19 protein-coding genes are annotated in these 19,747 nt (G+C 39.0%); 4 read left to right on the top strand and 15 right to left on the bottom strand.

Translation table 11 applies throughout. The features are described from left to right. Positions 1–18 precede the first annotated feature (18 nt). The 6 genes from aroL to gpt form a co-directional block, all read right to left on the bottom strand. On the bottom strand, positions 19–531 hold the full coding sequence (gene aroL / locus DK857_RS16070) for a shikimate kinase AroL (RefSeq protein WP_109402711.1): 513 nt from the start codon (positions 529–531) through the stop codon (positions 19–21). 145 nt (positions 532–676) lie between these two features. Further along, positions 677–1,930 carry a glutamate-5-semialdehyde dehydrogenase gene (locus tag DK857_RS16065; protein ID WP_109402710.1) on the bottom strand — a complete coding sequence of 418 codons (1,254 nt, stop codon included), beginning with the start codon at positions 1,928–1,930 and terminating at the stop codon, positions 677–679. An 11-nt stretch (positions 1,931–1,941) separates the two neighbouring features. Continuing rightward, the gene (proB, locus tag DK857_RS16060) at positions 1,942–3,045 is read right to left on the bottom strand and encodes a glutamate 5-kinase (RefSeq protein WP_109402709.1); all 1,104 of its coding nucleotides are present in this window, start codon (positions 3,043–3,045) and stop codon (positions 1,942–1,944) included. A gap of 115 nt (positions 3,046–3,160) precedes the next feature. Further along, positions 3,161–3,562, bottom strand: a complete 402-nt coding sequence (crl, locus tag DK857_RS16055) for a sigma factor-binding protein Crl (protein WP_109402708.1) — start codon at positions 3,560–3,562, stop codon at positions 3,161–3,163. A gap of 71 nt (positions 3,563–3,633) precedes the next feature. Continuing rightward, positions 3,634–4,884: an esterase FrsA gene (gene frsA / locus DK857_RS16050; protein ID WP_109402707.1), complete on the bottom strand. Its 1,251-nt coding sequence runs from the start codon at positions 4,882–4,884 to the stop codon at positions 3,634–3,636. Positions 4,885–5,086: 202 nt separating this feature from the next. Then, positions 5,087–5,548: a xanthine phosphoribosyltransferase gene (gene gpt, locus DK857_RS16045; RefSeq protein ID WP_006534780.1), complete on the bottom strand. Its 462-nt coding sequence runs from the start codon at positions 5,546–5,548 to the stop codon at positions 5,087–5,089. Positions 5,549–5,901: 353 nt separating this feature from the next. Here gpt and pepD point away from each other — a divergent pair, with 353 nt between their 5' ends. Continuing rightward, positions 5,902–7,359, top strand: coding sequence for a beta-Ala-His dipeptidase (gene pepD, locus DK857_RS16040; RefSeq protein ID WP_109395277.1), 1,458 nt, complete (start codon positions 5,902–5,904; stop codon positions 7,357–7,359). 296 nt (positions 7,360–7,655) lie between these two features. Then, positions 7,656–9,818, top strand: coding sequence for a TonB-dependent siderophore receptor (locus DK857_RS16035; protein ID WP_109402718.1), 2,163 nt, complete (start codon positions 7,656–7,658; stop codon positions 9,816–9,818). Positions 9,819–9,882: 64 nt separating this feature from the next. Here the strand turns inward: DK857_RS16035 and dinB are convergent, their stop codons facing one another. Then, the gene (gene dinB / locus DK857_RS16030; protein WP_109402706.1) at positions 9,883–10,938 is read right to left on the bottom strand and encodes a DNA polymerase IV; all 1,056 of its coding nucleotides are present in this window, start codon (positions 10,936–10,938) and stop codon (positions 9,883–9,885) included. A 233-nt stretch (positions 10,939–11,171) separates the two neighbouring features. Between dinB and DK857_RS16025 the strand changes: the two genes are divergently transcribed. Both DK857_RS16025 and DK857_RS16020 read left to right on the top strand, forming a co-directional pair. Continuing rightward, positions 11,172–12,044, top strand: coding sequence for a glycerophosphodiester phosphodiesterase family protein (locus DK857_RS16025; protein ID WP_109402705.1), 873 nt, complete (start codon positions 11,172–11,174; stop codon positions 12,042–12,044). A gap of 92 nt (positions 12,045–12,136) precedes the next feature. Then, on the top strand, positions 12,137–12,349 hold the full coding sequence (locus DK857_RS16020; RefSeq protein ID WP_109402704.1) for a CsbD family protein: 213 nt from the start codon (positions 12,137–12,139) through the stop codon (positions 12,347–12,349). Between the two features lie 130 nt (positions 12,350–12,479). On the opposite strand, the gene nqrM is transcribed toward DK857_RS16020, so the two are convergent. The 8 genes from nqrM to DK857_RS15980 form a co-directional block, all read right to left on the bottom strand. Next, entirely contained in the window at positions 12,480–12,707 is a 228-nt protein-coding gene (nqrM, locus tag DK857_RS16015) for a (Na+)-NQR maturation NqrM (RefSeq protein ID WP_036932601.1), read from the bottom strand. Between the two features lie 19 nt (positions 12,708–12,726). Continuing rightward, positions 12,727–13,749 carry an FAD:protein FMN transferase gene (locus DK857_RS16010; protein WP_109402703.1) on the bottom strand — a complete coding sequence of 341 codons (1,023 nt, stop codon included), beginning with the start codon at positions 13,747–13,749 and terminating at the stop codon, positions 12,727–12,729. Positions 13,750–13,829: 80 nt separating this feature from the next. Further along, positions 13,830–15,056, bottom strand: a complete 1,227-nt coding sequence (gene nqrF / locus DK857_RS16005) for an NADH:ubiquinone reductase (Na(+)-transporting) subunit F (protein WP_075672385.1) — start codon at positions 15,054–15,056, stop codon at positions 13,830–13,832. 16 nt (positions 15,057–15,072) lie between these two features. Next, positions 15,073–15,669: an NADH:ubiquinone reductase (Na(+)-transporting) subunit E gene (gene nqrE / locus DK857_RS16000; RefSeq protein ID WP_036932604.1), complete on the bottom strand. Its 597-nt coding sequence runs from the start codon at positions 15,667–15,669 to the stop codon at positions 15,073–15,075. Positions 15,670–15,674: 5 nt separating this feature from the next. Further along, positions 15,675–16,304, bottom strand: coding sequence for an NADH:ubiquinone reductase (Na(+)-transporting) subunit D (locus DK857_RS15995; RefSeq protein WP_036932605.1), 630 nt, complete (start codon positions 16,302–16,304; stop codon positions 15,675–15,677). Continuing rightward, a complete protein-coding gene (locus DK857_RS15990; protein WP_075672381.1) occupies positions 16,297–17,082 on the bottom strand; it encodes a Na(+)-translocating NADH-quinone reductase subunit C in 786 nt (261 codons plus the stop codon). Before DK857_RS15990 ends, DK857_RS15995 begins: the two co-directional genes overlap by 8 nt. Continuing rightward, entirely contained in the window at positions 17,075–18,313 is a 1,239-nt protein-coding gene (locus tag DK857_RS15985; protein WP_075672379.1) for an NADH:ubiquinone reductase (Na(+)-transporting) subunit B, read from the bottom strand. The genes DK857_RS15990 and DK857_RS15985 overlap by 8 nt, the downstream gene beginning before the upstream one ends. 3 nt (positions 18,314–18,316) lie before the next feature. Beyond that, a complete protein-coding gene (locus tag DK857_RS15980) occupies positions 18,317–19,657 on the bottom strand; it encodes a Na(+)-translocating NADH-quinone reductase subunit A (RefSeq protein ID WP_109395282.1) in 1,341 nt (446 codons plus the stop codon). Between the last annotated feature and the right edge of the window lie 90 nt (positions 19,658–19,747).

Here is a 19,747-nt window from a genome sequence, read left to right as displayed (position 1 = left end):
TATCAGACGACTTCTTAATTATTTCGTGAGTTTTGCAAGAATTGCCTCAATGATCTCATTAATAGGCAATCCAGCATCGACAATAATATCAGCACATTGCAAATATAAAGGTTCACGTTTAGCCAAAACGTCATTCATTTCTGAAACTAACGTTTTACCCGTCAAACTTGGTCTTTGTGCTTCATTCGGATCTTGAGATAAACGCTCAACTAAAGTTTCAAGAGATGCTTGTAAATAAATAATAACACCTGAAGATTTCATATAAGCACGATTTTGATCTGCCAAAATCATACCGCCACCTGTTGAGATAACTTGATTAGGCTGGCTAACTTGGATGAGCGCTTCTGATTCAGTTTGTCGAAAAAACTCCCAACCTTTATCTTGAACCATAGAAGATATAGTTTGTTGATATTTTTGAGTTATCCAATCATCTGTATCAATGAGTCTATAATTTAACGCGAGGGAAAGTGCTTTACCTACTGTTGTTTTTCCTGCACCTCTAGGTCCGATAAGGTAAATTGTACTATCCATAAAATGCACTATCTCCATAGTGTGTTCCCTTTTAGGGGTGTAATTAAAAATTTACATACTGTAAAGTATAAAATATCATACCTGATGTAACAAAAAAATAAAGCCACACTTTAGAAAAGTATGGCTTATTTATTCATATTAACAATTAGCTACGAATTGTATTATCGCCGTAGCCAATCCATTTATAGGTTGTTAGGGCATCTAATCCCATCGGGCCTCTAGCATGTAATTTCTGTGTACTAACAGCAACTTCGGCACCTAAACCGAATTGTCCGCCATCAGTAAAACGCGTACTTGCATTAACATACACAGCAGCTGAATCAACTTGACGAACAAAGCGATCAGCATTAGCGATAGATTGCGTTAAAATAGCATCAGAATGTGCCGTTCCATAACGGCGAATATGGCTAATTGCCTCAGTTAAACCACTCACTACTTCCACGTTTAAATCAAGTGATAACCATTCATCGCAATAATCAGCCTCTTTCACATCAACAACAGTAGCTCCGCCTTTTTTCAGCCCTGCCAATGCCTTTTCACTTGAATGCAAAGTCACTTTTTGAGCCGCCATTGCATCACTTAACTGCGGTAAAAATAGCGCTGCGATATTCTCATGTACTAAAAGCGTTTCTAAAGAGTTACACGCACTTGGACGTTGTACTTTTGCATTTACGATAACCGTTAATGCTTTTTCTAAATCTGCGCTTTCATCCACAAAAGTATGGCAAACACCGATACCACCAGTAATAACTGGAATGGTTGATTGTTCACGGCAAAGTTTATGCAAACCAGCTCCGCCTCGTGGAATAAGCATATCAATGTACTCATCCATTTTTAGCATTTTAGCGACTAACTCACGATCAGGCTTATCAATTGCCTGAATAGCACCAGCTGGGATACCACATTTTTCTAATGCTTGTTGAATTACCGCAACAACCGCTTGGTTAGTATGATGGGTTTCTTTTCCACCACGAAGAATAGCCGCATTACCTGTTTTCAAACATAAAGAAGCGACATCAATCGTGACATTGGGACGAGCTTCATAAATAACACCCACAACACCCAGCGGCACACGGCGACGCTCTAAACGTAAACCACTATCTAGCATACGACCATCGATAACTTGACCCACTGGATCTTCTAAGCGACACACTTGTCGTACATCATCGGCAATTGCTTTTAAACGTGCAGAATTAAGTAATAAACGATCAAGCATAGCGGCATTGATATTGGCTTCACGAGCCGCTTGCATATCTTTTTCATTTGCTGCAAGAATTGAAGCTTCTTGTTGTTCTAATAAATCAGCCATAACTAATAATGCCTGATTTTTTTGCTCTGTTGATAGTTGAGCTAAATGCCAAGATGCCTCTCTTGCAGATTTACCCATTTGTTCTAACATCAGAAGGCTCCTTAGCTAACAATCATATCATCACGATGCACAGCAACACTGCCATACTCGTAACCTAAAATTTGACTAATTTCTTGTGAATGGTGTCCTGCTATTAAACGCAATGCATCACTATTATAGTGTGCAACACCATGAGCGAGATCTTTACCTTGTAAACTTTGAATGCGGATAACACATCCACGAGAGAAATCGCCTTTAATTTCTTTGATACCTTTTGGTAAAAGGGAACTACCTTTTTCTTTAATTGCGTTTTCAGCCCCTTCATCAACCACTATCACACCAGCAATTGGCGCACCAAAGATCCACCGCTTACGCGCTTCTAATGGGCTTTGTAAGCCATGAAATAATGTTCCAACAGGCTCATCATTAATTACTCTGGCAATAACTTCAGGTTGTACGCCTGCGGCGATAACAACATCAATGCCTGCTCGTCCTGCAACGGTTGCAGCTTGCAATTTTGTTGCCATACCGCCCGTACCTAACCCTGATACGCTATCACCCGCCATTTGACGTAACTCATCGTTGATATCAAAAACTTCAGGGATCAGTTTAGCATCTGGATTACTACGGGGATCAGCCGTGTAAAGCCCTTCAATATCCGTTAGTAATAACAGTTTATCAGCACCACCTAAAATAGCGGCTAATGCTGACAAGTTATCGTTATCACCCACTTTAATTTCCGCGGTGGCAACAGCATCATTTTCATTGATAACGGGAATAATATGGTTATCTAACAGCGCATGTAATGTATCACGCGCATTCAGGAAACGTTCTCTATCTTCAATATCGGCACGCGTTAATAGCATTTGACCAATATGAATACCATAGATAGCAAATAACTGTTTCCATACTTGAATTAAGGCACTTTGCCCCACAGCGGCAAGCAACTGTTTTGACGCAATAGTTGCGGGCAAATCAGGATAATTTAAATACTCACGTCCTGCTGCAATTGCACCAGAAGTGACAATAATAATCCGGTGCCCTTTTTCGTGTTGTTTAGCACATTGGCGAACCAGCTCAACAATATGAGACTGATCCAGACGTCGTGAACCACCAGTAAGTACACTTGTCCCTAATTTAACAACCAGCGTTTGGCTGCTACTCATAACATTTACCATTCTTGTTGATTATTTAAAAAGATAATACACAGTTTTATCAGGAGAGAAGCGTTATGCCAACTGACATAACGCAAAATCTATGAAAAGTTGCCCTAACACAAAATTAGGGCTGAATGGGAAGAGAAAATTTGTTCATTTTTTCATCTGGGATGAGTGTCATTTCTAATTCACTCACCGCAAGTTGAAGAAATTCATGAAAACGAATAAGTGTTTCATTGATTGACTCAACAACATCATTCTTACTTATGTTCTGATGAAGCCAATCACCATTTTTATCGAATAGCCCAATTTGATAATGATAAATAAGCTGTTCATTATTACGTTCTAATTCCATCCACCAGCCCCAAAACTCTCGTTTTTCCGGCGCGACTTTTTTATTTACACACACAGCTAAACAGTCAAAAAAGAACTGGCTCTCTTGGCATTGTTGCTCTCGGATATAAGGACCGATTTGAGCAAAACGCTTTAATAACTTACCTTGGGTAGGGTTCAAAGATGAAGTCATAAATTCAGTCTCCTTAGAAACTCTACTGTTATATAATCTAATATAATTAGCAAGTTATTGTTCAAAATTAATTATATTAATTTATCATAGATCCAATCTGCACTTTTTTGTAACGCGAGCTCTAAACCTTCATAAAGCGGTTTATCATTAATAGCAAGAATGTCACCATCCATAGAGGAGCGTGCAATTAATTGCGAATCCTCTTTAGGGCTCATTTCATCCCCTTTCCAATAAACCCCCATCATGGGAACAGGCATGCGTCGACCAATCAAACCTTGGTTTTTCAGGGAATAACTGCTCAACGATAATCGAAGATTATTCTCGTCAATATTCCATAACCCTAAGCGACTTGCTAATACATCAAGATACATCACAGGAATTTTTTTCTGTAACTCAGCTTGGGTAAAGAAAGTGTGGATCAACGGGCCTAAGGCAACAACACCTTTAATCAATTTTGGGTAGATATAAGCTAAACGCACGGCAATATTACCGCCAAAGCGAAAGCCCATCACACCAACACGAGTATGATCAATCCAAGGTACTTCAGAAAGTTGCTTTAGAACTTCACCTTGTAAATGGCATGTATCTTCCGTTAGTTTTTGTTTTACTGAATAACCAATTGCAGGCATATCCAGCGTTAACATTGCAATACCTTTAGGGGAAAGATAATCACGGAAGAAACTAACATAATCGCTTTGTAAGCCGTCTAATCCACCACAAAATAACACCGTAGGATAAGGGCCTCTGCAATCTTTTGGTAAATGCAGAAAACCTGTTGTCGTCCCTTTTCCTTCTAATTTAAATGTCAGTTTCTTGACTTCAAAAGAAGAAAATTTCGTCGCATTCTCAAAGGCTTTCATCGACAAAATAACGGCTTGCTCCGCTAAAAAATCACCATTAATAAAGGGATATGCGGCAATACTATAAAGATGTGCGGCTTTTAACCAACAATCTGCTGCGACATCACCGGACTCTTCACGTAATGCTTTTTGTTGCCAGATCATCGCTTGATGCGACCACTCAAATGACCAACCACCTTTACGATACCCGATAACGGTATCAATAAATTTATCATCACTACGAGGGGCATCCTGCACAGCAATTCGACTTAACACCTCTTCTATCTCAATAGGAGAAATTCCACGCCAAATCCAAAGTAAACGTTGAATAGTTCGATACCAATTTTGCTGGCTCGCACCATTAAGCACGGTATAGGTATTAATATTCGATTTTGGATGGGTGTACTGAATTAGCGTTGAGGTTTCAGCGTGTTTTGCTCGTGGTTTAAATAAAGTTTCAGAAAGATTCGTATTGTTTGCCATATCACTCTTCAAATCAGTGGATATCGTATAAAAGGGGCTAAAAAGTCTGGCTTTATCATAGCATGAAATTAACTGGAACAATGTGTATCACGACAAGCAATCGCACGAAGACATCATTAAGAGGAAGAGAAAAAAGCTTAAAAACAAAAATCCCCGCCTAAGCGAGGATCTCAATTAAAACAGCAAAGCGAATGCTATCAACTTATTTTTGATCGCAAACTGGTGGAATAAAGGCAACCCCCATATCCCAAGGTTGTTCAATCCATGTATTTTGCGGAATATCAACCACAAAATCATCCACTAAAGGACGCCCTTCTGGTTTTGCAAAGATAGTGACGAAATGGGCTTTTGGATACATTTCACGAATAACTTTAGCAGTACCACCAGTATCAACTAAATCATCAACAACGATAAAGCCTTCACCATCACCTTCTGCTTTTTTTAAGATTTTGAGGTCACGCTGATGATCGTGGTCATAGCTAGAAATGCAGACTGTATCCACATGACGGATACCTAATTCACGAGCAAGTAATGCAGCAGGGACTAATCCCCCACGGCTGACAGCAATAATGCCTGTCCACTGTTCGACTGGTAATAAACGTTGCGCCAATTGACGGGCATGTATTTGCAACATATCCCACGTTACAACATATTTTTCGCTCATAATATTGTGATCCTAGCTACTTGAATTTCGAGAGAAGCTTTTTTGCGGAAAAAAAGGTTGCGCGAGATTATAGTGATTTGAGCGCCTAAAAACCAGAGAAAACGTGAAAACAGGTGAGATTATCCTTATTTTTTTCTGTAATGTCTTTTTATGATTAAAAAACAAACTATATAAAAAAATGAATACAAATAGAGATCTAATTTCTTAGATAGAGATGTGAATAGGATGACGCATTCATCAGAAGAAAGTGATATTCTCAACTACATTGGCGTATAACGCTCAGAATAATAAAGCTAGCCCTTAAAAAAGCGGTAGGCTATCAATAACACAGATGCTGTTAGAGGAGATCCATCGTGTCTGAACTATCTACTCTATCCCCACAACCACTATGGGATATTTTTGCAAAAATTTGTTCGATTCCACATCCATCACATCATGAAGAAGCCTTAGCTTCCCATATTCTTTCTTGGGCAAGTGAAAAAGGTCTTTTTGCACAGCGCGATGCAGTTGGCAATATTTTAATTCGTAAACCAGCAACTAAAGGCATGGAAGATCGTAAAGCCGTTGTTTTACAAGCACACTTAGATATGGTGCCACAAAAAAACAACGACACCGTTCACGACTTCACTAAAGATCCGATTCAACCTTACATTGACGGTGAGTGGATCAAAGCTAAAGGCACTACATTAGGTGCTGATAATGGTGTAGGTATGGCATCTGCATTAGCTGTTTTAGCTGACGATACTGTTAAACACGGCCCATTAGAAGTCCTGTTAACCATGACTGAAGAAACAGGCATGGACGGAGCATTTGGTTTACAACCAGGTTGGTTACAAGCTGATATTCTTATCAACACAGACTCTGAAGAAGAAGGTGAAATCTACATGGGCTGTGCGGGTGGTATTGATGTTAAAACCACAGTAAGCCTTTCTTACGATGCAATTCCAGCAGGCCACGTTGTTAAACAACTGGTTCTGAAAGGATTAAATGGCGGTCACTCAGGTGGTGATATCCATTTAGGTTTAGGTAACGCAAATAAATTATTAGCGCGTTTCTTAGCAGGTCATGCCGAAGAATTATCACTGAAATTAATTGATTTTCACGGTGGTACACTGCGTAATGCTATTCCTCGTGAAGCAAACATTGTTTTTGCAATTCCAGCGGATAAAGCAAGCCAGCTAGACGAAGTAAAAGCGAAATTTGAAGCTCTATTAAAAACAGAATTAGCTATTGCTGAAAAAAATCTGAAAATTGAATTAATTGATACAACAACAGATAAAAAAGTTTTCACAGCAGATTGCCAAGAACGCTTAATCAACCTACTTAATGCTATGCCAAATGGTGTTATTCGTATGAGTGACGATGTTGAAGGTGTTGTTGAAACTTCATTAAACGTAGGTGTTGTTAGCATTGTTGACGATAAAGTAGAGATCCTGTGCTTAATTCGTTCTCTGATTGATAGCGGTAAAACTTATGTTGTTAGTATGCTGACAGCATTGGCAAAACTAGCTAAAGCGGATATCGAAACCAAAGGCGGTTACCCTGGTTGGAAACCAGATGCGGACTCTCCTGTTATGCATTTAGTGCGTGACACTTACCAACAACTGTTTGATAAAGTGCCAAACATCATGGTTATCCACGCTGGTCTTGAGTGTGGTCTGTTCAAAAAACCTTACCCAGATATGGATATGGTTTCTATTGGACCAACAATCCGTGGTGCTCACTCACCAGATGAACGTGTTCACGTTAAAAGCGTCGGTCAATACTGGCAATTATTAACTGCGATTTTAAAAGCGATCCCAGCTAAATAATTTCGCTTTAATGTTAATAATGGAACCCGCTTAATTGGCGGGTTTTTTGTGCCTATAACTATCACCAAGAAATAAATTATCCCCTCAATTTACACGCTATTTCCCTTAAAGATCATAATTTATTCCTTATGTAGCCAATTACATAATCACTTATTCCATTATGGAATAAAAAATAAATCTTAATAAATTAAACATATAGAATGCTAATCATTATCATTAGCATTAATATTTTCAGAGTGATATTTTCATGGCTTCCATATTTAAAGTTAAAAAATAAAAAACTAAAGGGTTCTATTGTGTCTAATAAAAATTACGTTGCTAGCGTCTTTCTCGCCTTACCTCTAAGTTTTCTCTCTGTTCAAATTCATGCTGCCGTCAATCAAAATATACCTGAAAAGATAATTGTTACGGCATCTCCATCGCAAGATCCTCAAGCGCCTGTTTCCGGTTTTGTAGCAACAAAAACGCTATCAACAAATAAAACACCAAGTGAAATTGAAAAAACACCACAATCCATTAGTGTGATCACGCGTGATCAAATGGATGCTCAAGATGTCAGTTCAGTTTCTCAAGCATTACGTTATACGCCCGGAGTTTTCACAGAATATCGTGGAAGTTCTAATCGTAATGATGAGGTTTTTATTCGTGGATACAGTTATGCCCCTCGTTTTCTTGACGGCCTAAGTTATGGAATGGGAGCTTCATCATCAACTGGTGCAATTGATCCCTGGTTATTAGAGCGTGTTGAAGTGGTCAGAGGGCCTGCATCCGTTCTTTATGGCCAAGTCAATCCGGGTGGCCTTGTGGCAATGACAAGCAAAAGACCAACTGCATCCCCTATTCGCCATATTCAAGTACGAGCAGGCAATGATAAATTAGCAGAAACTGCTTTTGATTTTTCAGGTGCATTAAGTGATGACAATCGTGTGCTTTATCGCCTAAACGGTGTTGCAAAAACACAACACACGCAAATAAAAAACTATAAAGAAGAACGTGTTGCACTTGCTCCAGCTATTACTTTCTTACCTAATGAACAAACTCGCTTAACGCTACTAAGCTTTATTCAGCAAGATCCTGAAGCTGGATATCGTAATTTTTTACCTGCTTATGGTACGGTTAAAAGCACTCCGGCGGGTACTATTCCCTTTGATTTTGATGTTAACAATCCCGATTACCATAAATCATGGCGTCAACAATATGGTATAGGCTATGAATTTGAACATGAATTTAGTGATTCACTAAAAATTGTACAAAATGCTCGATATAGCCATATTAATCAAAAATATAAATATCTTGTATTTGGCTCTTTAAGAAAAGATAACCCTTATATTCTTGAACGCCGAGCGCAACAAGAGCAGCGTGAAACAGATACTTTAGGAATAGATACTCGTTTGCAAGCCGACTTTACCACTGCAAAACTTAATCATACTGTGATTGCTGGTATTGATTATCAATGGAGCAAAGATCAAGATAATTTGCTTCGAGCAATGGGACCAGAGTACGATCTTGATTGGCGTGATCCTAACTACCACTATCCAATCGATATGAGTTTACAAAAACCTGCGACCGATCAGCTACAAAAGCGTGACCAAATTGGGTTATATCTACAAGATCAGATCGAATGGAAAAATTGGATCTTACTTGCAGGATTACGCCAAGATTGGGCTCAAGTTCGTACTCATGATTTCTTAGCTAAAAGCTATGATCAGCAAGATGATCATAAATTAACGGGTCGTGCAGGGCTTTTATATGCTTTTGATAATGGTATTTCGCCATATATTAGTTATAGCACTTCGTTTGAACCTAATTTACAAACTCGCCGAGCACCAGGAAGTGCCCCTTTTGAGCCTAGCGAAGGTCGTCAATTAGAGGCTGGAATAAAATACCTGACACCAAATGAGCAAACATTGGCAACACTCTCTATTTATCAATTACAACAACGTAATGTTACCAACTACAATGCTGAAAAAGCATATTTTGAACCAGTAGGTGAAATTAGAAGCCGTGGTGTTGAAGCACAAATTAATAGCCAATTAACTGAAAATATTTCATTTATCAGCAGTTATGCTTATACCGATACTGAAGTAAGAAAAACCATTATTGCAGGAACACAAGGAAAAGAACTCCCTAGAGTTCCTAAGCATATGGCATCACTTTGGGGTCAATATGATGAAACCTCTGGGCTATTTAATGGCGCTAAAGCGGGTGTTGGTGTCAGATATGTAGGTGTGTCTCAAGGCGATACCAAAAATACAGTTAGTGTACCTGCAGTGACTCTTTACGATGCAATGATTGGTTATTCATTAGGTGAGCTATCACCTTCTTTAAAAGGTGCTGAAATTCAGCTTAATATGAATAATATTGCGAATAAACATTATGTTGCATCTTGTGCTGGTGATACTGCATGTTTTTATGGCATTGGCAGAACGATGACGGCAACGATGAATTATCGCTGGTAATACTATATAGATTAACTGAATTAACCATAGTCTATCTGTTGTTCGACTATGGTTTTTTTAATTTTTATAGCGCTAAAAGAAGTTGTCGTTCTATTTGTGGATCTTGCAATGTGACATGAAATCCGATCAAGCGCACACCTCTGCCATTTCGACGCTCATGCCATGCTTGATAGGCAATATTGATTAAATCAGCTTTTTCTAAAATAGGATGAGTATGCTCTTGTGTCGTTAATTGAAAATCATCAAATTTTAATTTAACGCCTTGCCTTGCTATCCTTAGGTCAGGTTTAACTTTTGTTAATCGCCTTTCTAATTCGCTATACAATCCATCAAGTAATGCCAAGCAATCATCCCAAGAATTAATATCTGAGGCAAAAGTGCGTTCAACTCCGACTGATTTCCTGAGTCTATCTGGGTTAATTTCACGTTCATCGATACCATGACTGCGTTCCCATAAATTTTGACCAAATTTTCCAAACACTTTTACTAAAGAAATGATATCGGTGCGACGAATATCGGCACAAGTTTCTAACCCCATTTCTTGCAAACGAGCAAATGTCACCTTACCTACGCCGGGTATTTTATTAAGTGGTAATTTTAAAATAAAATCATCGACTTGCTCTGGTGTAATAACAAATTGCCCATTTGGTTTATTCATATCAGAGGCAATTTTTGCAAGAAATTTAATCGGTGCAATACCTGCGGATGCCGTGAGATTTAACTCATCAAAAATTTGTTGGCGGATTTCTTGAGCCATCAACGTTGCAGAGCCATGACAATGCTTACTGTCAGATACATCAAGATAAGCTTCATCGAGTGAAAGAGGTTCAATAAGATGAGTATAACGAGAAAAGATCTGGCGTATTTTTGCTGATGTTTCTTTATAGAAAGCCATCCTACCGGGTAGCACTTTTAAGTGAGGACATAACTTCAACGCTGTTGCCGTTGACATAGCACTACGGACACCAAAACGACGGGCGGGATAATTCGCCGTGCAGATCACACCTCGACTAGAAGCATGGCCTCCAACCGCAATTGGGATCTCTTTTAGTGCTGGATTATCTCGCATTTCAATCGCAGCATAAAAACAATCCATATCAACATGAATAATTTTACGCATACAATCACCTCACTTTATGTACTGTTTAAATATACAGTAAATAAATATTAACTACAATTTTTATTCGCTCTTATCTCCCTCTATTGAGGTGTATTTCTCATAAAAATCTGAATTAGTCTGTTTATTTATAGAATTGTCACAAAGTGATGATAGATTGTTTTTGCTCGTTGATTAATTACATTAATTTTAAATATTGTTTTGTAACTATATATAAAACAAGGAAATAATTTTTCATGATTAAATTATTTATCGCTGTTTCTCTCTTTTTTTATTCTGTAACCCTTATGGCATCTCCTAAAATTATCGCACATCGTGGTGGCACAGCTGATGCTCCTGAAAATACTGAAATTGCTATAAAAACAGCGCTCTCTAATCAAGCTGATGCAATTTGGATCACTATTCAATTATCAAAAGATAATATTCCTGTCCTTTATCGCCCTAGTGATTTAAAAAGCTTAACGAATGGGCAAGGCAGTGTTTCTGAATTTACTGCACAGCAACTGAAGCAATGGGATGCCGGCTATAAATTTGGCGAAGCCCAGCAATTTCCTTATCGAAATAAAGGTGTCACCATTCCGACATTAGATGAAATCTTAACTCAATTCCCCACAACACAGTTTTATCTTGATTTAAAATCACCAGATGCTGATCCTGCAACTCAAGGTGAAGCATTAGTAACTGTACTTCGTAATCATAACGCACTGGATAGAACTCGCGTTTATTCTACAAACGCGGCATTTCTTGATGCTTTGCCGACTAATGTGCAACGTTTTGAAAGCCGTGATATCACTCGTGATATTCTAGCCAATATCACTATGAGCCATGTTTGCCTGTTACCTGAAAATTTAGAGATTACTCGTTGGTATGGGCTAGAGCTTCACCGAAAAGTCGAAGTTGTTGAGAAGTACACATTAGGTGAAGCGCGTTCCGCTTCAGTTCTGAGTTGGGATAAAGATGCAATGTCTTGTTTTCGTGCTGGTGGCAATGCTCATATTGTTCTTTTTGGGATCAACACAGAGAAAGACTATATTCAGGCTACTGAATTAGGTGCTGATGCAGTTATGGTCGATTCACCCGCAAATATGAAAGCATTTAGAAAAGAGTAAATAAGTCGATTTAGGCATTCATTTTTATCTTCACTTCATTCTCTTCTACACTTAATCATGTTATCTGATGGAAATAAGTAAGGAGGAATAAAATGTTAAACAATAAAATTTCGGGTGATTGGAATTTATTCAAAGGAAAAGTAAAAGAAAAATGGGGAAAAATCACCCATGATGAACTTGATGTTATCGAAGGCACTCGAGAGCAATTGATTGGTAAACTTCAAGAGCATTATGACTATTCCTACGAAGAAGCCCAAAAAGAAGTTTTAGAGTGGGAGGGACAAAACCCTTATCCATGGAAGTAATCCTTTGACAAAAAGTTTTGCTTTTTATGATCTTACTTTAGTTCTATTAAATTTTTTTAGAATGAAATAAAAAAGAGTGATGGCAACTAAAATCCATCACTCTTTTTTTATTGAAGAATATTTCTTATTGTTAAAGAATTCGATTCTTTTTTAGTAGCTCTTCTCGTGCGGACTCTTTCGCCATACGTTTTTTACGTGCATCACATGGCTCAGGGCAATCGCACTCTTTTTCTATCCCCATAGCTCCTAAACCACCACAACTACCTTGAAGGCTCTTACGCTTTACAATATATCCTAACGCCATTCCAAAGAAGGCAATTAAGAATAAGATGAAGGCAAAAAGAAATATTTTTAACATAACCTTCTCTCCTTAAATTCTATTTTTTCAAGAATGGGGCGAACGCTTTACTATAACGCTCTTCAAACCCATTTTCAGTTTTCACTATCATAAAGACAGGAATATTTAGCTCGTTTGCTACTGCTAACCCTTTTTCAGGCCCTAAAACATTCAATCCTGTTGAAAGACCATCAGCACTCATGCAAGTTGGCACAATAACAGTGATAGAAACAAGGTTATGTTTAATAGGGTGACCAGTGGTTGGGTCAATAGTATGAGAAAAACGGACACCATTTTCTTCAAAATAGTTACGATAATCACCAGACGTGGCAATTGAATTATCACCCGGTTCAATAATTAACTGAACACTCTGTTTTGTGCCGTCATTTGCCGGTTTTTCAATCGCTATACGCCAAAGCTTATCATTGCCATTCACGCCTTGGGTTCTTACTTCACCACCAATATCAACCATATAGTTAGTGATATTCTGTGAAATTAAATATTCAGCTACAGCATCAACACCATAGCCTTTGGCAATTGAAGAAAGATCGACATAAAGCTCAGGGATCTTCTTAATTAACGTATTACCTTCAACAGCTAGGTAATCAATACCAATCCACTTTTTACGTTTTTCTAATTCATCTTCAGAAGGTTGATGCGTAAATCGGCCTTCTGGGCCAAATCCCCATAAATTAACTAACGGCCCCACTGTCACATCTAAAGCACCATCAGTCATTTTATTAATGCGAATAGCTTCACTTACCACTTTGGCTGTCGCAGGTGAAACAGGAAATGGGGTATTAATTTCACGGCTTTGATTGAAACGACTGAGTTCAGAATGAGGGCGGTATGTTGACATTTGATCGTTCACTTCTTCAAGAATACGATCAATTTCTGTTTGTAAGACGTTTTGTGGAGGTGAATTACTATCAGGAACATATTTAATCGAGTAATAAGTTCCCATGGTTTCGCCTTCTAATACCTGCTGTTTTTCACCGCATGCAGATAATAGGACTAATGCAGACAGCATCACTATCCAATTTATCATCTTTCTTTTTAACATAACTCTCTCTTCTGATCATGAGCGCCCACATAAGTGGGCGCTTGTCATTTCATTCATTTATGCTTTATCGGAAGTTAGGATCAACCTCCAAAGTCATCCAGCATAATGTTTTCATCTTCAACGCCTAAATCTTTGAGCATTTTAATAACTGCTGCATTCATCACTGGCGGTCCACACATATAGAATTCACAATCTTCTGGTGCAGGATGATTTTTGAGGTAATTCTCAAACAACACGTTGTGAATAAATCCAGTATAGCCAGTCCAATTATCTTCAGGCAATGCATCTGAAAGTGCGACATTCCATGTGAAGTTTTCGTTTTCTTTTGCAAGCATATCGAAATCTTCAGTGTAGAACATTTCACGAACAGAACGTGCACCATACCAAAAGCTGATTTTACGTTTAGAATGTAAGCGTTTTAATTGGTCAAAGATATGTGAACGCATTGGCGCCATACCCGCACCACCACCAATAAAGATCATCTCAGCATCAGTTTCTTTGGCGAAGAATTCACCAAATGGGCCTGAAATTGTCACTTTATCACCTGGTTTTAGTGACCAAATATACGATGACATAATACCTGGTGGCACATCAGGATTTCGTGGCGGAGGTGTTGCAATACGTACGTTTAACATGATGATGCCATGCTCTTCAGGATAGTTCGCCATTGAATAAGCACGTACAGTGGTTTCTTTAACCTCAGAAACATAACGGAACAAATTAAATTTATCCCAATCTTCACGATACTCCTCAGGTACATCAAAATCTTCATAACGTACCGTATGAGGAGGACATTCAATTTGAATAAATCCACCAGCACGGAAAGGTACAACTTCACCTTCAGGAATTTTTAACACTAATTCTTTAATGAAAGTTGCTTTGTTATCGTTTGAGATAACTTCACATTCCCATTTCTTAACACCGAAAATTTCTTCAGGTAATTCTAATTTCAGATTATTTTTTACGTTTACCTGACAGGCTAAACGACAACCTTCTTTAGCTTCACGCTTGTTAATATGTGAAAGTTCTGTTGGTAAAATATCACCGCCACCTTCAAGCACTTTAACGCGGCACTGGCCACAAGAGCCACCACCACCGCAAGCAGATGAAATAAAAATACCTTCGTTTGATAATACGTTAAGTAATTTATCACCCGCTGGTGCATCAAAACTTTTTTCTGGGTCTCCATTGACCTCAACTGAAATATCCCCTGTATTGACCAGTTTTGATTTTGCGAACAAAATCAATGCTGTTAACACCAATACAATCAGGGTAAACATCACGACACCTAGAATAATTATATCCATGAGTTCTTCTCACCCTTTATAGCTGAACACCAGAGAAGGACATGAAACCTAATGCCATCAACCCTGTGGTGACAAAAGTAACGCCTAATCCTTTCATACCTGCCGGTACATCCGCGTACTTCATTTTCTCACGGATAGAAGCCAGTAATACGATGGCTAACATCCAACCAACTCCAGAGCCAAAACCATAAACAATAGACTCACTAAAGTTATAGTCACGTTGTGCCATAAATGACACACCACCGAAGATGGCGCAGTTAACGGTAATAAGAGGCAAGAAGATCCCTAATGCATTATAAAGTGCAGGGAAATAACGGTCTAAAATCATCTCAAGGATTTGTACCAGTGCTGCGATCACACCAATGAAAGTGATAAAGTTTAAGAAACTTAAATCAACTCCTTCCATCAATGCATTATCACGTAACACATAGTTGTAAACTAAGTTATTCAACGGTACAGAAAGACCAAGAACAACGGTAACAGCGATACCTAATCCAAAAGCTGTTTTTACGTTTTTAGAAACGGCGAGAAATGTACACATCCCTAAGAAGAATGCGAGCGCCATATTCTCAATAAAAACAGCACGAACAAACAGGCTTATATAATGTTCCATGGCGATTAGTCCTCTTCAACCTGAGCAGGTTTTAATGTACGTAATCCCCAAATTAGCAAGCCAATAATAAAGAATGCGCTTGGTGCTAACAGGAATAAACCATTTGGCTGATACCAGCCACCATTTTGGATAGATTCCATGACGGTAATACCAAATAATTTACCAGATCCGAAAAGCTCACGTAAAAATCCGACAAGGATCAAGATAACGCCATACCCTAAACCATTACCAATACCATCCATAAAGCTTTCAATAGGCGGTGATTTCATCGCATACGCTTCAGCACGTCCCATTACAATACAGTTAGTAATGATAAGACCGACGAAAACAGAAAGTTGTTTAGAGATTTCATATGCATAAGCTTGCAGTATTTGGTCAACAACGATAACTAATGAAGCAATAATCGCCATTTGAACAATAATACGAACACTACTTGGTATGTAATTGCGAATGAGTGAAATAAAAAAGTTTGAGAACGCAGTAACCAGCGTTACAGCAATTGTCATCACTAATGCAGTTTCAAGTTTTGTTGTCACCGCCAATGCAGAACACACACCTAATACCTGTAAGGCAATTGGGTTGTTATCTAACAATGGTCCAAGTAAAACTCGTTTAATTTCTTTTGTATCAGCCATTGATTTCTCCTTCACGAACTTTTTTCAGGAATGGGCCGAAACCTTTTTCACCTAACCAGAAATCGAACATATGCTGGATACCATTCGAAGTCAGTGTCGCACCTGAAAGTCCATCAATACCATAAGGGCTGCCAGATGCACCACCACGTACTATTTTTATGGCTGGCACACCTTGCTCATTGATTAAGTGCTTACCTTTCCATTGTGCTTTCCATTGTGGATTATCGACTTCACCACCGAGTCCCGGCGTTTCACCATGAGAATAATAGGTAATACCTTTTGAAGTGACTCCATCAATATCTACGGCGACAAAAGCATACATTACAGACCATAAACCAGAGCCATAAACAGGTAATACAACTTCCGTCGTTTTACCTTGTTCATCGAGTACAAAATAAACCTCTGCTGTGTTAGCACGACGGCGAATTTTAGCAATATCTTCCTCTGGGGATAAAGCGATTGACGTCTCATCACTGCGTAACTCTGTGTTTAAATCAAAATTGCCTTTACTATCAGTCAGTTCACCTGTCTGAAAATTAACAATTTTTGCTTTAATACGCGTGTCATACACTTTCAATACATCTGTCGCACTCATTTTAGGTACGAGTAGCCCCGCAACATCAAGAATATTACGTTGTTTATCAAGAAGTTTTTGTTCTTCTTGTTTAGACTTCAGCCCAACAGCCGCTCCTGCTACTACCACAGAACACACAAGACATAGAATAAATACAACGAGGAACGTTCTTGCGACGCTATCTTTGTTTTTCTCTTTAGCCACGAGCTTTTCTCCGCTTAATATTCGCCTGAACAACCACATAATCGAACAGTGGTGCAAATAAGTTTGCGAATAAGATTGCCAGCATCATACCTTCAGGGTAAGCCGGATTGACGACACGAATAAGCACAGCCATTACGCCAATCAAAATACCGTAAGCCCATTTACCTTTATCAGTAAACGATGCGGATACTGGATCTGTTGCCATAAACATCATACCGAAAGCAAAACCACCTAATACTAAGTGCCAGTGCCAAGGCATTGAGAAGAGAGGATTGGTATCTGAGCCGATGAAATTAAACAGGTATGACATTGCAATCATGCCTACCATTACCCCAGCAACAATACGCCATGAAGCAATACGAGCAAAAAGAATGACTGCACCACCGATTAAAATCATCAGTGTTGATACTTCACCGATCGACCCTGGAATATATCCAAGGAAAGCATCCATCCAAGAGATAGGCTGTTGAGTGACGGTATTTACTAATGCACTTTCACCCGATACAGACCATTGTGATAATGGTGTCGCACCAGAGAAGCCGTCAGCTGCAGTCCAAACCAAATCACCTGAAATTTGAGCAGGATAAGCAAAGAACAGAAATGCACGACCAGCTAATGCTGGGTTTAAGAAGTTACGCCCTGTCCCACCAAAGATTTCTTTCGCGATAACAACACCAAACGTAATACCTAATGCAGCCTGCCAAAGTGGTAATGTAGGCGGTACTATTAAGGCAAATAAGATTGATGTAACAAAGAATCCTTCGTTAATTTCATGGCCACGAATAAAGGCAAAAAGAACTTCCCAAAATCCGCCAACCGCAAAAACAACTAGATAAATAGGTAGGAAGTAAGTTGCACCAAGTAGCATCTTACTTGCCCAACCCGCATCTGTTGTTAATGATGCGCCGAGGTATTCAGCAAGGCGATAGTGCCAATCTGAAGCAATGATTTGCTGTAATTCAGCACCACTATATAACTGATTAAGTGCAGGGATCGCTTGATGACCAACGTTATACATTCCCCAAAACATTGCTGGGAAAACGGATAACCAAACTAAAATCATCATGCGTTTTAGGTCAATGGTGTCACGAACATGACCACCATTACGAGTGACAGTACCTGGCGTATAAAATACCGTGGTCACTGCCTCATAAAGTACGTACCATTTTGCTAATTTGCCACCGGGCTCAAAATGGTGCTCTACTTTTTCAAATAAATTTTTCAAACCCATGAGTTACCCTTCCTGCTCAATTTTGGTCAATACTTGGCGCAGTGCTGGGCCATACTCATATTTGCTTGGGCAAACATAAGTACATAATCCCAAATCTTCTTCATCCAATTCCAAACAACCTAATGCTTGAGAACTGTCAGTATCACCTACAACTAAATCACGTAATAAATGCGTTGCCATAATGTCTAACGGCATCACACGCTCATAGTTACCAATTGGTACCATTGAACGTTCGCCACCATTCATTGTGGTTGTAAATGCAAAGCGTTTATTTTTTAAGAAGTGACCGATAGTGGTACGAGTGATCGAAAATTTATCGCTACCCGGCATACCCCAACCAAATAACTCTTTATCACGGCCTTCACGTAATACAGAAACTTGGTTATGGAAACGACCTAAATAGTGATGAGCCTCATCAGATTTCCATCCCCATAATACAGAGCCAGAAATAATGCGGTTTTCACCGTCAACTAATTGATCTTTAGTTAACTCATAGAGATCAGCCCCTAAACAAGTACGCACTAAACGAGGTGCTTTTACTTGAGGGCCTGCTAATGCAACAACACGCTCTGTATATAAAGAACCTGTTGTAAACAAATAACCAATAGCAATGACATCTTGATAATTTAAATGCCAAACCACTTTCTTAGCACTAACAGGTTCTAAGAAATGGATATGTGTACCAACTAATCCTGCTGGGTGTGGACCTGCAAATTGGTTATAGCTAATCTGTCCGTCATTTAATTTTGTCGGTGATTTTTCACCATGACAAACATAGACTTTACCTTCGGTTAAACGAGTTAAAACAACAAGACCATCATTAAATGCCTTCTCATTTTGCTCAATAATAACTATAGGATCTGCTGCAAGTGGATTTGTATCCATTGCAGAGACAAAAATGGCAACAGGTGTTGTGCCTAAATGTGGAGTCCGGCTATAAGGACGAGTCCTTAGCGCAGTCCACATTCCCGAATTAACAAGGTTAGTTTCAACTTGTTCGCGGGTCAGGTCTGAGAGCGTTGAGCTATCATAACGGTTAAAGGTAATTTCTTCGTCACCATCAATTTCGATAACGATAGATTGGAACACACGACGTTCGCCGCGGTTAATTGCAACGACTTTACCACAAGCTGGGCTGGTGAAAACAACACCGGCATTCTTTTTATCTTCAAAAAGAATTTGCCCTTTCTTTACATGCTCACCTTCCGAAACCATCATAGAAGGACGCATACCGACATATTCTTCACCTAGCAATGCTATGCGTCGAATCGCGGGTCCGTCTTCTATCACTTGGGCAGGCGCTCCTGCAATTGGGAGGTCGAGTCCTTTTTTAATTTTAATCATAAGATTTGCACAAGTTTATCAGTTAAACCCTAAGCTACAAATTCACCCCGAAAATGTAGCGACTCTGTAATAAAAACATCTTAAGGTGTT

The organism is Proteus terrae, assembly GCF_003144325.1.
Taxonomy (GTDB): domain Bacteria; phylum Pseudomonadota; class Gammaproteobacteria; order Enterobacterales; family Enterobacteriaceae; genus Proteus; species Proteus terrae.
Note: the sequence above shows the minus strand (reverse complement) of the source record. Positions and strands in the feature narration are given on the sequence as shown.

What these genes read in the sequence shown, in the direction of transcription:
- DK857_RS16065 (WP_109402710.1), bottom strand. Translation starts at nt 1,930, where the DNA reads ATGTTAGAACAAATGGGTAAATCTGCAAGAGAGGCATCTTGGCATTTA.
- frsA (WP_109402707.1), bottom strand. Translation starts at nt 4,884, where the DNA reads ATGGCAAACAATACGAATCTTTCTGAAACTTTATTTAAACCACGAGCA.
- nqrF (WP_075672385.1), bottom strand. Translation starts at nt 15,056, where the DNA reads ATGGATATAATTATTCTAGGTGTCGTGATGTTTACCCTGATTGTATTG.
- DK857_RS16025 (WP_109402705.1), top strand. Translation starts at nt 11,172, where the DNA reads ATGATTAAATTATTTATCGCTGTTTCTCTCTTTTTTTATTCTGTAACC.
- DK857_RS15985 (WP_075672379.1), bottom strand. Translation starts at nt 18,313, where the DNA reads ATGGGTTTGAAAAATTTATTTGAAAAAGTAGAGCACCATTTTGAGCCC.
- DK857_RS16010 (WP_109402703.1), bottom strand. Translation starts at nt 13,749, where the DNA reads ATGTTAAAAAGAAAGATGATAAATTGGATAGTGATGCTGTCTGCATTA.
- nqrM (WP_036932601.1), bottom strand. Translation starts at nt 12,707, where the DNA reads ATGTTAAAAATATTTCTTTTTGCCTTCATCTTATTCTTAATTGCCTTC.
- dinB (WP_109402706.1), bottom strand. Translation starts at nt 10,938, where the DNA reads ATGCGTAAAATTATTCATGTTGATATGGATTGTTTTTATGCTGCGATT.
- nqrE (WP_036932604.1), bottom strand. Translation starts at nt 15,669, where the DNA reads ATGGAACATTATATAAGCCTGTTTGTTCGTGCTGTTTTTATTGAGAAT.
- gpt (WP_006534780.1), bottom strand. Translation starts at nt 5,548, where the DNA reads ATGAGCGAAAAATATGTTGTAACGTGGGATATGTTGCAAATACATGCC.
- crl (WP_109402708.1), bottom strand. Translation starts at nt 3,562, where the DNA reads ATGACTTCATCTTTGAACCCTACCCAAGGTAAGTTATTAAAGCGTTTT.
- DK857_RS15980 (WP_109395282.1), bottom strand. Translation starts at nt 19,657, where the DNA reads ATGATTAAAATTAAAAAAGGACTCGACCTCCCAATTGCAGGAGCGCCT.
- proB (WP_109402709.1), bottom strand. Translation starts at nt 3,045, where the DNA reads ATGAGTAGCAGCCAAACGCTGGTTGTTAAATTAGGGACAAGTGTACTT.
- aroL (WP_109402711.1), bottom strand. Translation starts at nt 531, where the DNA reads ATGGATAGTACAATTTACCTTATCGGACCTAGAGGTGCAGGAAAAACA.
- DK857_RS16020 (WP_109402704.1), top strand. Translation starts at nt 12,137, where the DNA reads ATGTTAAACAATAAAATTTCGGGTGATTGGAATTTATTCAAAGGAAAA.
- DK857_RS15995 (WP_036932605.1), bottom strand. Translation starts at nt 16,304, where the DNA reads ATGGCTGATACAAAAGAAATTAAACGAGTTTTACTTGGACCATTGTTA.